Annotated in this window: 13 protein-coding genes and 1 pseudogene; 7 read left to right on the top strand and 7 right to left on the bottom strand. The window is 58.0% G+C overall.

Annotated elements, in window-relative coordinates; all coding sequences use genetic code 11:
- Positions 1–128 precede the first annotated feature (128 nt).
- On the top strand, positions 129–1,907 hold the full coding sequence (locus Q8K09_RS20085; protein ID WP_305256765.1) for an acyl-CoA dehydrogenase C-terminal domain-containing protein: 1,779 nt from the start codon (positions 129–131) through the stop codon (positions 1,905–1,907).
- Between the two features lie 397 nt (positions 1,908–2,304).
- On the opposite strand, the gene Q8K09_RS20090 is transcribed toward Q8K09_RS20085, so the two are convergent.
- Positions 2,305–3,297, bottom strand: coding sequence for a cytochrome-c peroxidase (locus tag Q8K09_RS20090; RefSeq protein WP_305256766.1), 993 nt, complete (start codon positions 3,295–3,297; stop codon positions 2,305–2,307).
- Between the two features lie 229 nt (positions 3,298–3,526).
- Between Q8K09_RS20090 and Q8K09_RS20095 the strand changes: the two genes are divergently transcribed.
- Positions 3,527–4,171 carry a cyclopropane-fatty-acyl-phospholipid synthase family protein gene (locus tag Q8K09_RS20095; protein WP_305256767.1) on the top strand — a complete coding sequence of 215 codons (645 nt, stop codon included), beginning with the start codon at positions 3,527–3,529 and terminating at the stop codon, positions 4,169–4,171.
- Between the two features lie 89 nt (positions 4,172–4,260).
- Here the strand turns inward: Q8K09_RS20095 and Q8K09_RS20100 are convergent, their stop codons facing one another.
- Positions 4,261–5,400, bottom strand: a complete 1,140-nt coding sequence (locus Q8K09_RS20100; RefSeq protein WP_305256768.1) for a glutaredoxin family protein — start codon at positions 5,398–5,400, stop codon at positions 4,261–4,263.
- Positions 5,401–5,739: 339 nt separating this feature from the next.
- Positions 5,740–6,120 (bottom strand): rhodanese-like domain-containing protein, encoded by a 381-nt coding sequence (locus tag Q8K09_RS20105; RefSeq protein WP_305256769.1) that lies wholly within the window; start codon positions 6,118–6,120, stop codon positions 5,740–5,742.
- A gap of 466 nt (positions 6,121–6,586) precedes the next feature.
- Here Q8K09_RS20105 and Q8K09_RS20110 point away from each other — a divergent pair, with 466 nt between their 5' ends.
- Entirely contained in the window at positions 6,587–7,012 is a 426-nt protein-coding gene (locus Q8K09_RS20110) for a 3-isopropylmalate dehydratase (RefSeq protein ID WP_305256770.1), read from the top strand.
- Between the two features lie 376 nt (positions 7,013–7,388).
- Here Q8K09_RS20110 and Q8K09_RS20115 read toward each other — a convergent pair whose 3' ends face one another.
- Positions 7,389–9,176: an alkyl/aryl-sulfatase gene (locus Q8K09_RS20115; RefSeq protein ID WP_305256771.1), complete on the bottom strand. Its 1,788-nt coding sequence runs from the start codon at positions 9,174–9,176 to the stop codon at positions 7,389–7,391.
- A 97-nt stretch (positions 9,177–9,273) separates the two neighbouring features.
- Here Q8K09_RS20115 and Q8K09_RS20120 point away from each other — a divergent pair, with 97 nt between their 5' ends.
- The 3 genes from Q8K09_RS20120 to Q8K09_RS20130 all read left to right on the top strand — a co-directional run bounded on the left by Q8K09_RS20120 (position 9,274) and on the right by Q8K09_RS20130 (position 12,290).
- On the top strand, positions 9,274–10,194 hold the full coding sequence (locus Q8K09_RS20120) for a LysR family transcriptional regulator (RefSeq protein ID WP_305256772.1): 921 nt from the start codon (positions 9,274–9,276) through the stop codon (positions 10,192–10,194).
- A 186-nt stretch (positions 10,195–10,380) separates the two neighbouring features.
- Complete coding sequence (locus tag Q8K09_RS20125; protein ID WP_305256773.1) at positions 10,381–11,268, top strand: ABC transporter substrate-binding protein; 888 nt, start codon at positions 10,381–10,383, stop codon at positions 11,266–11,268.
- A 659-nt stretch (positions 11,269–11,927) separates the two neighbouring features.
- On the top strand, positions 11,928–12,290 hold the full coding sequence (locus tag Q8K09_RS20130) for a hypothetical protein (RefSeq protein ID WP_305256774.1): 363 nt from the start codon (positions 11,928–11,930) through the stop codon (positions 12,288–12,290).
- 363 nt (positions 12,291–12,653) lie between these two features.
- Here the strand turns inward: Q8K09_RS20130 and Q8K09_RS20135 are convergent, their stop codons facing one another.
- From Q8K09_RS20135 to Q8K09_RS20145, 3 genes are all read right to left on the bottom strand, one after another.
- Entirely contained in the window at positions 12,654–12,944 is a 291-nt protein-coding gene (locus Q8K09_RS20135; protein ID WP_305256775.1) for a type II toxin-antitoxin system RelE/ParE family toxin, read from the bottom strand.
- On the bottom strand, positions 12,941–13,213 hold the full coding sequence (locus tag Q8K09_RS20140) for a CopG family ribbon-helix-helix protein (protein ID WP_305256776.1): 273 nt from the start codon (positions 13,211–13,213) through the stop codon (positions 12,941–12,943). The genes Q8K09_RS20135 and Q8K09_RS20140 overlap by 4 nt, the downstream gene beginning before the upstream one ends.
- 162 nt (positions 13,214–13,375) lie before the next feature.
- On the bottom strand, positions 13,376–14,020 hold the full coding sequence (locus tag Q8K09_RS20145; protein WP_305256777.1) for a hypothetical protein: 645 nt from the start codon (positions 14,018–14,020) through the stop codon (positions 13,376–13,378).
- A 140-nt stretch (positions 14,021–14,160) separates the two neighbouring features.
- Here Q8K09_RS20145 and Q8K09_RS20150 point away from each other — a divergent pair.
- Positions 14,161–14,299 (top strand): annotated as a pseudogene (locus tag Q8K09_RS20150) (IS110 family transposase); the annotation flags it as partial.

Here is a 14,299-nt window from a genome sequence, read left to right on the forward strand (position 1 = left end):
GGAAGGAATTTCTTGTACAGCCTGTACAGAAAAATGTTGTGCTCATGGTTTTTTGGTTGTACAAAGGCTGTACATTATTTCTGTTGGTATAGCTTCTAGCGGCTTGCCACGTTCAAGGATTGAGTACCATGGCCAATTACCGTGCTCCTCTTCGCGATATGCAGTTCGTCTTTGATGAAGTGCTCGATGCTTATGCCACCTTGCAGTCGCTGCCTAGTCAGCGCGAGTTCGGCAACGATCTCGGTGGCGCCATTTTGGAAGAAGCCGCAAAAGTTGCGGAGAATGTATTTGCTCCGCTCAACAGCTCTGGTGATAAGCAAGGCTGCGAGTACGACCCGCTGACCAAGACGGTCAAGGCGCCGGATGGATTTCGCGCTGCTTATAAGCAGTTTGCTGAAGGCGGCTGGACCGCATTGGCCTGCTCGCCGGAGTTTGGTGGTCAAGGGCTGCCCCATGTGCTGAACATGATGGTTGAAGAGATGCTCTGTTCGGCCAACCTGTCGCTCGGTATGTACCCGGGCCTGACTCACGGTGCGATCAATGCGCTAACCGCCCACGGTACTCGCGAACTGCAAGAGCAGTATTTGCCCAAGCTGATCAGCGGCGAGTGGACCGGCACCATGTGCTTGACCGAACCGCAGTGCGGCACCGACCTTGGGTTGATTCGTACCCGGGCAGTGGGCCAGGCTGATGGCAGTTACGCCATCAGCGGCACCAAGATCTGGATCACCGGTGGTGAACACGATCTGGTCGACAACATCCTGCACCTGGTGCTGGCCAAGTTGCCCGATGCACCGGATAGCGTTAAGGGTATTTCGCTGTTCCTGGTGCCCAAGGTTCTTAATGACGGCAGCCGTAATCCGGTCTTTTGTGGCGGCCTCGAACACAAGATGGGCATCAAGGGTTCCTCGACCTGCGTGATGAACTTCGAAGGCGCTCAGGGCTGGCTGATTGGTGAGGCAAACCAAGGTTTGCGCTGCATGTTCACCATGATGAACTCAGCTCGACTGATGGTCGGTATGCAGGGCCTGGGGATTGCGCAAAGCGCGTACCAGATCAGCCTCAGCTTTGCCCGTGAGCGTCTGCAAAGCCGTTCCCTGTCCGGTCCGAAAGCTGCCGACAAGCCAGCCGACCCGATCACCGTGCACCCTGATGTAAGGCGTAACTTGCTGCGTCAGAAGGTCATGATCGAGGGTTGCCGGGCACTGGCCTACTTCACCGGGCTGCACCAAGACGTGGCTCACGATCATCCAGACGCCGAGGTTTGTCAGCAGGCCGATGACCTGGTCCAGCTGCTGACGCCGGTGGTTAAAGCCTTCCTCACCGATGAAGGTTTCAATTGCGCCAACAGTGGCCTGCAGGTGCTGGGTGGTTCCGGTTACACCGAAGATTGGGGCATCGAACAGCTGGTTCGCGACTCGCGGATCACCATGATTTACGAAGGCACCAACGGCATTCAGGCGCTTGATCTGGTTGGCCGCAAGCTAGGCCTGGGTGGCGGACGCGCGGTGCGCAGTTATTTTGCCCTGGTCGACGGCTGGCTAAAGGCCAATGCCGACTCAGCCCACGTAGGCGCTGTTCGAAACGCACTTGTACAACTGCAGCAGGCCACCCAATGGGTCGCCAGTGAAGGCATGAAGGACGCGGAACAAGCGGCTGCTGCTGCAACGCCGTACCTGCGCTTGTTTGCACTCACCAGCCTTTCCTGGATGTGGGCGCGCATGGCGGTGGTGGCGCAGGACAAACTGGACCAAGGCAGCCCGGAAACCCAGTTTTATGGTGCCAAGTTGAAATCTGCGGATTTTTTCATGGCCCGCATTCTCACCGAAACCGACAGCCTGTTGGCTGAGGTTAGGGCAGGCAAAGCAACGCTGATGGCGTTCAGTGACGAGGAATTTGCTGCCTAACGACTGCGCAATCCGATAGCAAATTTCCTGCGACACCTTCGCTATCGGATTTTTTTATCCCGTAACAGGGGCCAGCCCCTGCAAAACTTGACCCGCCTTATGGCGGGTTTTTTTTATGGCTATGTACCCGTTATGTGTTGCATGCAGCAATGCCCTGTAGGAGCCAGCTTGCTGGCGATGCTGTTGCATGGGCGTGCTGGCCCGGATCGCCAGCAAGCTGGCTTCTACAGACGCGTCTGCCTTTTTACTGGTCATCTCTCCTGAGGTGCTGTCAGCGCAAAACATGCAACTGGTACATAGCCTTTCTAAAGGCCATGCGTACGTCAACCTTCCTGCGGCGCAAATCTGCTGCGGATAGCCTCCTAAAAGGCTATCCGCATCAAGGCAGTGGCAAATATCAGCCGAAGGGTTTTGGCCGCGGGGTGTCGTTGTTCGACGGCGGAAGAATCGGCAAAGTGAAGCTCGGTTGCTCGCCGGTGAGGGTCTTGAGAAAGGCTGTGATCTTGTCGATGTCCTCGCCGCTGAGCTGACGTCCTAGTTGCAGGCGTGCCATTACATCAACCGACTCTTCAAGCTTCCAGTAGGCACCGTCGTGAAAGTAGGGATACGTCAACTCGACGTTACGCAGCGTTGGCACCTTGAACTTGAAGCGGTCCGCATCCTTGCCCGTTAGCCCGGCTACACCTTCTGCCGGGTTATCGGTCTTGTACGCTTCGACGAGGCCCATCTTCTGAAACGAGTTGCCGCCTACGGCCGGGCCGTTGTGGCAGGCGGTGCATCCGATGTCCTTGAACAGCTTGTAACCCTGCAGTTCGGTCTGCGTGATGGCGTCTTGATCACCTAGCAGCCAGCGGTCGAAGCGCGAGTTTGGGGTCACCAGTGAGTTTTCAAACTCAGCGATAGCGTCGGTGACTTCATCGATGGTGATCTTGTCGACCTTGTAGACCTGCTTGAAGGCTTCACGGTATTGCGGAATTGAGCGCAGGGTGTCAACCGCCAGGTTGTGGGTGAATGCCATTTCACCAGGATTGGAGATCGGCCCAGCCGCTTGCTCCTTGAGAGTAGCCGCGCGGCCGTCCCAGAATTGGGCCAAGTTCATGCTCGAGTTGAGCACGGTCGGCGAGTTGATTGGGCCCTGCTGCCAGTTGTGGCCGATCGAGGTCTGCAGGTTGTCACTGCCGCCCATGCTCAGGTTGTGGCAAGAGTTGCAGGAGATAAACCCCGAGCGTGACAGGCGTGGGTCGAAGAACAGTTTTTTGCCCAGTTCTACCTTTTCCGGGGCGGTAATCTTGGCTGGCAAAATCGGCTGGATCGGTTCGTTGCTGGGCGTCATCGCCCAAGCATTGCCGGTACAGAGCAAACTAGCGGTCAGTATCAACAGCTTTTTCATGGCGCGTCCTTGATTATCTTCCTGATTATCTTTTGATTATCCAGGCATGCGTGGTTTGAATCGTTGCCATGGATCAGTAGGGGCGCCGTAACATTCCGGCTAAGCATTCAGGTGGCTTAATAGGTTTGTTCTATTCCGTCATTAATACTGCAGGGGGTATATTGGCCCTTGTTCTGGCGCGGACCTTAGCCAGGTGCTGGTCAGCCGATATTTGAGAGGACGACATCACATGGATGCACAGATCGAACGCTGGACCGAGCGATACGACAATAGCGAGGGTTACCTGTTCGGGAAGGAGCCCAATGCTTTTCTGGTCAGTCAGAAGGCCTGCTTTGCTCCCGGCATGCAGGTGCTGTCCGTGGCTGATGGCGAGGGGCGCAACAGTGTCTGGTTGGCTCAACAGGGCGCCGATGTGCTGGCGGTCGAGGCGGTGCCGCGTGCAGTGGAAAAAGCCAGGCAGTTGGCCGCCGAGCGTGGTGTGACAGTCAGTCATGCGTGCGTCGATCTGCTGACCTGGGACTGGGGCGAGGAACGCTTCGACGCCATAGTGGCGATCTTCATTCAGTTTGTCGGCCCCGAGCAGCGGGCGCAGATGTTCGCCAATATGCAGCGGGCGCTAAAGCCTGGTGGCGTTCTGTTGATCGAGGGCTACGGCCTCAGGCAGTTGGGTTATGGCACTGGCGGGCCGAAGAATCCGGCGAATCTATACAGCACCGAGTTGCTTGGCGAAGCCTTCGCCGATCTGGAGATTCTGCATCTGGCAGAGTACGACGCGCATATCGAGGAGGGCAGCGGCCATAGCGGGATGTCGGCGTTGATCGACCTGCGGGCACGCAAGCCGGAGGCTCCTAGCGCCGCTCCTCCCAGCCGCTGATCATCGTCCGGCAGCAGCAATAAGCCGATCACATCCTGGGCGTGGTTATTCATCACCGCCGTGCTGTTTAACCCTGCCTGCCTGGATGCTCAGCCCTGCAACAGCCATTGCGGTTGCAGCAGCATGACCAGCCCGAGAATCAGCATCACTGCGCCGCTCAGTGTCTTCAGGGTGCGTCCTGCCGACGCCGACAGTTTGCGACTGCTCAGCGCGGCTACGGCGATGGCAACCATCAGCGCGTCATCGGCGATGTAGCCGAGGATGTACAGGCCCAGGTAGGCGTAGTGAGCCAGCGGCGCCAATCCCTGCTGGGTGAGTACCGCGGTATAGATCGCGGGCAGCCCGGCAGTGCATAGCAGCTCGATGAAGTTGACCAGCACGGCCAGCACCGCCACGCCAGTCAGCGCCGGCAGCAGGCTTTCGGCCTGGAGGATGGCGCGCATCCGTGCGTAAAGGTTTGGCTTGGCGGCTGCCGGGATCGACAGGCTGAAATCGCCGTTCGGGCGCAGGCCGTCGCACAGGTTGATTATGCCAATGGCGATGGCAAGCGCACTCAGGCCCCAGATCAGCAGGGGAGATAGCCCGACCAGCAGGAACAGGTTCAACCAGGCCGCCATGAAGGCGTAGTACACCGCCCCGCTGACTAATACGAAGGTGCCGGCGATCAGCGCCATGCGTCGGCGATCACGCAGGTGGACCAGCAGCGAGAGCAAAAACAGCAGGACCCACATGGCGCAAGGATTGAAGCCATCGAGCAAGCCCAGGGCGAGGGTGAACAGTGGCAGACCGATGCGCTCGACGCTGAGCGTGCCGAACAGTCCACTTTCCAGCGTTGTGGCCTGGATCGCCTGCTTGTCGAGCAGCGCCAGCAGCTGCGCGCCGCTGTGCTCGGCATCGGCGAAACCAACCATCAGCTGATCGCCGACCACGAACGTCGGCACTCCCGGCGGCCAGTGTCCGCTCTGCCGGGAAAGGCGCAGCAAGGCGTCACGCGCCTTTGGATCACGGTCGACAGGGCGCAGGATTATGTTCAGGTGGGGTCGCTCGCGCTGCAGCTCGGTCAGGTACTGCTTGGCTGCGCTGCAATGCGGACAGCCATCACGCACGAACACCTCGATCACTTGTGCCGGCGCGGCGTCGCGGGCCATCGTCGGCAGTGGCGCCAGGCCGAGCAGGATCAGCAACAGCAGGTGCCTGCAGGGTGCTTGCAGTCGGTCGAGATAGCTCATCGCTCTGTGTTACCTGTGCTCGATGTCCATGCCCTGCGGACTACCCGGATACGCAAGTGCGCCTCTGCAGCGCTGCAAACAGGGTTTGCATCATCAGTATGGACACGGCAGCGCTCAACAGCACCCTAGCGTCCAGTCCAGTCCAGTCCAGTCCAGTCCAGTCAGTATTAGAAGACCGGCCCGCTGCGAGCCGCCACCTTGAAGGTGCCAGGCGCAAATCAGCACACGCAACAAGCAGCGCTGCTGGCCAGCAGGGCCATGCCGCGAGGGAGTGTGGCAAGCGCAGCCTTAGCGCGAGTCGGGTGCGGCCGTCCCCCCACATGCACTCATGTCACCTTGTTACTCGAAGGTCGGCAGGCTCGGCGTGACCACCGGCTTGCCTGCCGCGCTCCAGGCATCGAAGCCGCCTTCGATCGACTGCACCTGCAGGTAACCCATCTCTTGCAGGGCGCAGGCGGCGAGTGCTGCACGGCCGCTGGTCTTGCAATACAGCACAATCTTCAAATCGCGAGCCGACAGCTCCGGGGTGTTGCTGAGCTTGAACTCCAGCAGGCCGCGGGAGATGTTGATCGCGCCGGGGATATGCCCAGCGTGAAATTCGTCGGCTTCGCGCACGTCGAGCAATACGTCAGCCTCACGAATGGCCGCTTCGGCGGTGTCGAGGTCAATTTCAGTGATGCGGGTTTTGGCTTCGGTAACCAGGTCGTGGGCACTTTTCACTGTTGATTTCCTGCAGGGTGGATTGCGAAGGGATAAGACCATTGGTTAGCGCAGTGCGTCGCAAGCCAGGAGTGCATTAACAATCAACCTGGGCATCCGAGCCGCGTGCGGCTTACCTGTGTCACCTATACCCTGTGGGGTATAAGCGGCACAAGCATGGCTGAATAATTTACGTCCCAGGATTGACTCGGCCCAGCGTCTCGGCGGAGGCCAGAGACCGCATGCGCGCTGCAGTCAAGTTCACGCCGCGTCTGCACATGCCAGCCGACCGCAGGTGCGATTAGCCCCAGCTTGCTGCAGTACCCACGTCATCCAGCCGGCACGGGGTAGATGGTGTTTCGCACGGTGGTGAAACCACGGCCCGATGTCACTGCAGAGATGCTTTACTTGAAAGCGGCAGCCGCAGTGAGCGAGTGTGTTGCGCTGCTGCTGACTATTTTACTAATCCACCCGGTGAAGGATTCCCATGCGATTGATTTGTGCAGTGTTGCCCTTGCTGGCGCTGGTCGGCTGTTCATCTTTTCAGGCCGCCCCGGAAAAAGTCACCACGGTGCCCAGCGAACGGCAACTGGCGTATCAGCAGCCGACAGAGGGCAGTGGGGAAATCGTGGTCAATCGCGATCTGGGCATGCTCGGCGGTGGCTGCTACGTCGCGGTGCTGATCGACCGCCGGGTGGCGGCGCGCATCGGTATGGGTGAAGAGGTGCGCCTCCATGTGCCGCCAGGTAACCGGATCGTCGGCATCGGCATTGATAAGGCCGACGACACCCTCTGCAGCAAGGGCCGGCTGCGCCGCGAGCTGGCCGTGCGGGTAGAGGAGGGCACCAGCCAGCACCTGCGCATTGTCAGCGAGGCCAAGAGTGGCTTCGATCTCCGGCTTGCCCACCCATAATGATCTCGACCTCACACGGGCGCTTGTCGTTAGCCAGGTTCCCCGCGCTAGCCCGGATGCAATCCGGGAGCGGTTTGTCGGGCACCAACTTCCCGCGGATTTCATCCGGGCTACAACTCCCGCGGATTTCATTGGGCTACAAATAAATGCTGCTCACGTGGCTTAAGTGAACAGCATTGCAGCGCTGGCGGGCTTTTGGCAAAGCGCAGTCACTGGATTGTGCAGCGTCCTCGGGTATGGACGCTGCAGTGTGCAATGCCTGCCACCCGAGCAACACGCTTGCAAGGATGAAGCGCCACTCCAGCGCTGATTTATCGTGCGTGGCGAGTGGCGCCCCGCCGGTTTACGCATCCAGCGGCTCACGCTCGGCAGGCCTCTAACGCAGGGTCAGGGCTATCGGCGCTTCGCTGAAGTCAAAGCAGCCTAGGAAGGTCTTGATGTCCAACAGGTTGCCATCGACCTTTACATCACCCAGCAGCACGCCTTTGAGCAGACCGTTTTCACCGCTCATCACGGTGTCCAGATAGGTCTTGTCGAGGGTCAATTTCAGCGTGGTGCCCTCGGGAATACCCTGGTGCAACTGCACCACACCGCGACGCACTTCCAGTCCCCACTGCTCGCCGATATCGGGGAACTCAAAGCCCAGGGTCAGCTGTACATCGTTGGCTTTTTCCGGGTCCACACGGGTGATCCAGTTCTGCAGGAAGATACGTGGCGGAAAGGTTTTCAACATGTCGGGCGAGAGAAAGGCGCTGCGCATCTGCAAAGCCATCTCTTGCACATCTTTACCGTCCAGCTTGCCTTCCAGCTCCATGGCGCTGGTCAGGTACCAGTTGCGCCAGTTGACGTTCATGCTGGCGTAACCGAGCTTGCGAAAGCTGCGGGCTTTGATGTCACGTGCCAGTGTGTCTTCTTTGTCGACTTGAATGGCGTAGGTGGCCAGTTCCGCCGCCCACTGGAAATCACCTTTCAGGTAAGCATTGCCAGCCGCCAGCAGGAGCTTTTCGCGCCCGCCCATCAGCTCGATCAACCGCTCGGCCTTGTCCTTGGGCGGTAGCGGATCAAGCGCCACCGGATCGCCCTGGAACCAGCCCAGGTAGCCGTTGTAAATCTGCCGCACGCTGTGTTTTACCGTGCCGTAGTACTCACGCAGGTACGGGGTGTAACCGGCCAGGTGCGGCGGCAGTTTGACCTTCTCGACCAACTCGTCCGGGGTCAGGCCCTTGTTCATCCAGCGCACGGTTTGGTCGTGGATATAGGCAATGCCATCGCGGGTCATGCGCAGCACCTGCTCGACATTCTCCGCCCCACTGACCGGCCGGCCGTGCAGCGGCACCATGTGTTCGGCCTTGTAGGCGCGCAGTTTGTCGAGGCTCTCGACCCACACCACCGGGTCGCGGAATTTGGTGCCGCGCAGGGTGTGGATATTCGGCAGCGTGGGGCCCTGCTCCACCTCGGCACTGATCAGCACACGGTTGTCCGGCAGGTAGACAATAATTTCGTCCGGCGCTTCGCTGGGCACGTGCAAAAACTGCAGGTCGAGCCCGGCAATGCGTGTGTTGAGTGAGTCCTTGAAGGTCAGGGTCGGTGCGATAAAGGTCGAGGCTTCCACAACTGCCAACGGCCCGATGCCGGCATTCATCTGCTCCAGGTCACTGGCCGGCAACGCCGCGCCAAAGCTGTAGCCGGAGCGCACCGACAAAATCGGCCCCACCAACGCGCCTTGCGCGACCACATTGGCCAGCAGGGTGTCGTGGGCGATGATCTGCACCTCACCGCTGCGCACCTGCTCTTCCGTGACAAAGGCCTTTACGCCATTGATGTGATCCGGGTGAAAGTGGGTGTAGACCACTGCCTTGACTGGTTTGTCGGTGATCTTGCGGAACTCGGCCATGATCTTGCGCGACTCGCTCACCGACTCGCCGGTATCGATGATGATCAGCCCCTCCGGCGCCTCAATCATCGCCACGTTGCCCAACTGCCAACCCACGGCGGAGTACACATTGCCCGCCACCTGATAGACCTGCTGGGCGAAGTGCTTGGTGTGTTCCGCCAGTTCCGGGTGGATGGACGGGGCAATCTGCTCATTGGGCAGCGCCGCCTGGCTGGCCATAGGCAGCGCCAGGCTCAGCAGCACAGCGGCCGTTCGATTGAGTAAAAACATAGGGCGGCGCTCATTGTTATTGGCAGTACTGGAAGATTGGCCAAGCAAGGCCAATAATTCCAATGCATTCCAAACCAAAAAGCGATGCATAACGCGCATGAACGACCTACGCCAACTCCGTCATTTTGTCGCCCTGGCCGAGCATGGCCACTTCGCCCGTGCGGCCGAGGCCATTCACCTCAGCCAGCCGGCCCTGAGCCGCAGCATTCAGGCGCTTGAAGCCAGCCTCGATTGCCGCCTGATTGACCGTCACAGCCGAGGCATCAGCCTGACCACCCACGGTCAACTGGTGCTCGAACATGCCCAGCGCCTGCTGGCGGGCAGCCGTGCGTTAAAAAATGCAGTGAGTCAGTTGGGCAACCTGCAAACCGGCGATTTGCGCCTCGGAACCGGTCCTTATCCCGCCGCCCGTCTGGTGCCTCGGGCGGTCGGGCGTATGGCGCAGCGCTACCCGCGGGTGCGTATCAACCTGCACATTGGCAACTGGCTGGAATTACGCGAACGCCTGCTGGATGACAATCTGGAGTTGTTTGTGGCTGACAGCCGCGAGCTGCTGGACGATCCACACCTGTGCATCGAACCTTTGCAGCGTCATGCCGGCGTGCTGTTTTGCCGTCCCGGCCATCCGCTGTTGCAACGCACCTCGCTGCGCCTGAATGAGTTGCTCGACTATCCTCTGGCAGGTACCCAGTTGCCGCAAGCCGTGGAGCAAAACCTGCGGACGCTGAGCAGCCGTGAACAACCGCTGAGCATTCAATGCGACAACTTTATGGTGCTCAAAGCCCTGGTGGCCGACAGCGACGTGCTCAGCGTGGCGCCTTGGGATGTGGTGGCCGAAGACATTCAGGCAGGCCGCCTGGCCCGCTTGCCATTGCAGGCCGATGCGCTCACCGAACAATCGGCTTACGCCCTGATCAGCCGTGCCGGGCACAGCCTGTCACCGGCAGCAGAGGCCATGCGCGAAGAAATACTCAGCGTAGACCGACTGCCAATCGCCAGCCCCTACGACAGCAAATAACCCGCGCAAAGCCCCCAGACCTGGCCCACACACGCGGCTGCGGAGAGTCTCTACGCGGCGCCATGCCGACAGTCAGGGCGGTGCGGCAATCGGTGATCTATAAAGCATAACGGCGGCGCGCCTGGCTGCCATACTTTGCTGCAGATAGCCCGGCAAGTCATCGTTACCGGTAAGGATCATATCGAAATGCATCGGACGCCTTTACTCAGTCTCTGGCGCTGGCTGATCAGCCTGTTGCTACTCAGCCTGCAGCCATCGCTGCAGGCCAATGACGCAGATGTGCTGCGCTACCCAGTCTGGGCAGATGGCGATGCACAGCGTTCCCGCTATGTGCTGGAGCAGTTACAACTGGCCCTGGACAAGGCGGGCAGCACGCTGCGCTTGCAGCCTTCGAGCTATGGCATGGAGCAGGGGCGTGCCCTGGCTGATCTGGAACGTGGCCGAAACCTCGACGTGGTCTGGAGCATGACCAGCCGCGAACGTGAAGCGCGCTTGCTGCCGGTACGCATCCCTCTGGATAAAGGCCTGCTGGGCTGGCGTATTGCCCTGTTACCCGGCAACCGCGCGACCCTGCTGAAGGATGTGCGCAGCCTCGACGATCTACGCCAGTTCACCGCCGGCCAGGGCCATGACTGGCCGGATCAGCTGATCCTCAGCAGCAACGGCCTGCCGGTCAAGGCTTCCTCCAGTTACCCGGGTCTGTTTCAAATGCTCAAGGCGCAGCGCTTTGATTACTTGCCGCGTTCGGTAATGGAAATATGGGATGAACTGGATCACCCGCGCAGTGAGCAGCTTGTTGCTGACGAACATCTACTGCTGCGTTATCCCACCGCGCTGTATTTCTTCTTCTCGCCGCAGCGGCCAGAGCTGGCACAAACGGTGCGCGAGGGCATGGAGGCGGCCCTGGCAGATGGCTCATTCGACCAGCTGTTCCACCAGCACTTCGGCGCTAGCCTGCAGCGCGCCCGGTTGGCCCAGCGTCACGTTATCCACCTGCACAACCCGCTGCTGCCGGAAGCCACACCCTTGTACCGCCCGGAGCTGTGGTTCAACGCGCAAGAGCAGGCTCCCTGACAAATAGATAAAACCAGGCGTTGTGTCTGTTAGCCGTCGCAGCAATGAGCAGGTTGGCGAGGGCCGCGCAGGTTGAGCGCAGCTCAACAAGCCGCTGCATATCCGTCGGCCTCTGTCGCGTTATCCCTCAGGCGACGCACCCCGGCGTATCGCCTCGCCACAGTTAACGGGACCCATCAAACGCTTCGCGGACAAGTCCGCTCCCACAGGTTCAGCGCATCGGCAGAAATTAACCGTAGGCTCCACATACCCCGTTCCAGGAATAAGCACGTCGCCGTCTGTGCAAGTACCCAAGGCAATAGCTGATCAGAATCTACCCGCTTTATTCTGCTTCAAATGTTACCCTCCGCGCGGCGGCTGGCTACTCGGCTGGCGAGACCTATACCACCACATATATGAAGCATGACCACACTGTCGTACCGGTGTTCTACGTACGGGTGGTAGTGGGGATATTGTGGTCGGTGGGTTGCTCGGCATGCTGGCAATCGATCCACTCACCGGCGCCATGTTCAGCCTGCAGCGGTTATGCCTGGCGAACCAAGTGAGACCGTTGCCCGCAGCGGAGATGATCATAAAGCGCTGGAAATCGTTAATATCGATAGCCCAAACGCAGAAGAACGCACCCATGTGCAGTCCATTAAATAAAAGGAATTAGCGTGATGAACAACAACCCGAACCCTGCAGAAGTAGCTGCCGCTGAACCTGGCGCGCCAGTCGTAAGCCAAAGCAACATGGCGTTCATCGTATACATTTTGTACATTGCCGGATTCTTCACCGGCATCACCGCCCTGATTGGTGTGTGCCTTGCGCACGGCAACTCCAGCATTCAGGATCCTGTACTGCGCAGCCACTTCTCCTATCAGATCCGTACGTTCTACTGGGGTCTGCTGTGGTGCGTGATTGGCTGGGCAAGCAGCGTAATCATCATCGGCTGGTTCGTCCTGCTCGCCTGGATGGTGTGGACCATCGTGCGCATCGTGAAGGGCATGAATGCCCTCAACCTGCGCCAAGCCATCAGCTAAAATCGCGTCATTAAAAAACCCGCCTTCAGCACTGCTGATAGGCGGGTTTTTTATTGTCGAAGGAAAAGAGGGTGGATGTATGGTTGGCGTATTTTTGCTGGGAGAGACGGTGTTGCTGAATGAATCAATAAATAGTCACCGTTTTTTCTAAGCCGACGCTTTTGTGAGCGACTCAATGGCGGGCATAAATAGATAAAAAGCTATTAGGGGGCAGAGCACGATTAATTGCGGTTCATTACTCTTTATTTGCCAGGCCATAACCGTGGTCTGAGCCCTAATATTTAGGCATAGGCCTAACGTAGGGTTATGGGGTGGGCGTTAGCCCGTCCCAGTGAGCGAGGTGAACGGTTCGAATACCAGTTGTTAGATGCTTTGTGTACGGTCTTCGTTGTGGTGCCATATACGAAGGATTACGACTGTTTCTGTGTGGGCTGAATAACGGATTATGTATTTTCCGAAAACTGCATCGCGAATAATGTTTGGGGTTGGAGCAAGCTCAACAGTGCGGCCCATTTCTGGAAATAGACAAAGATTCTCGATGCGAGAAATGAGCTCTGCTGCAACGCGTGCAGCAGCAAGAGGATCTTTCTCTGCTATGAATTGGCGCAGTCGAATTAGGTCTGACACAGCGTTTTCTGAGTAGGCCAGCCTCATTGACCAGCCTTCGGTGGCGATAGCTCATTGGCTGTGCCCCAGCTTTGCAGCCAAGCATTTACTGCTTCGCCGGAGACGACCCTACCTTGTGCCACTGACTCCATAGCTTGCAGTGTTTCCTGCCAGCGAGTCTGCTCTAGCTCCTGGCGCTCAAAAAACTCTCTAAGCGCTTGATTAATAAGCCAGCTTTTACTTCTGTGCAGCTTCTCGGCCATGGCGGCAAGATTTTCTTCGAGCTCTGGTTGGAGCCGGACGGTTGTGACGCTCATCGAGGTGCCCTCCATACTGATGAATGCAATGTATTACATGGTATTCGTGGGGGCAAGCGGGCGCGACGCGCGGTGGGGCAATGCATCTAACGTTTGGTTAAGGGGCGGGCTTTAGCCCGTCCCAGTGAGCGGAGCGAACGATTTGAGCCAGTTGTTAGGTGGCTACTTTGATGGATTGGATTCGACATAGTGCGCTACTTCAGGAAGAAGAGTTCTTGTTAGTCGCTCCTGGCCTGAAAAAACGAGGCCGCACCAAACAGCTAATATTATGAAGCAAAAAAATAAGGCTGCTAATCCGCCTGGTGCTTCTTTGGTAGCGCTATCGGATTCTTTTTTGCTGGGTGTTGCAATATCGCGAAGAATAGGGAGGCCACAAAAAGCAACGTATACAGTTGCTGAGGCGTAAAGTAATAAATCATGCGCCGACGAAAAAGATTCTTGAGATAATTCTTTGGGCGGTGCCAAGTACATTATTAATAGTGTTGAGAAATTCGTTAGTGCTGCTATGGGGATTGAGGTGGCGAATGCAGCAATATCATGCTTTCGCGCAAGTGCACGAACAAAAAATGCTGTGCTAATAGTTAGTGCTACAAAATAGCAAATAATTAAGAGCAGGTTACCTAGATGTATTTGATCTTGAGTAGACGCGCTCTCGTTGTTTGTCATTATGGCTGGAGAGGCGACACCTTGATATTGGCTCCAGGCGAGTAATAGACCTAGGGCGGCTAATACTGCACAAGAGACCCCCGTAATCGTTGCAATAGGTGAGCGCTCATACTCATTTAGCATATTTTCCTTTAATGACATTGCCTTATTTCCATAATTTGCATAAGTTTTCGATTTGCAACCTAACGTTTGGTTAAGGGGCGGGCTTTAGCCCGTCCCAGTGAGCGCAGCGGACGATTTGAATGCTGTAATGGACTCTCCCCGCGCCACCGTTCTATACCGAGAGTGTCCGTTCCGGCCAGGTGGTGCAGCGTAAGCGGCTGAACCGAGAGGCGTTTAGGCGATATATACAGGAGCAGGCCGAGCCGGTCGAGTGGGTGATGGAGGCCTGTGGTACGGCCCACTACTGGGGTCGTGTGG

It is taken from the genome of Pseudomonas sp., from assembly GCF_030683065.1.
In the GTDB taxonomy this organism is placed as follows: domain Bacteria; phylum Pseudomonadota; class Gammaproteobacteria; order Pseudomonadales; family Pseudomonadaceae; genus Aquipseudomonas.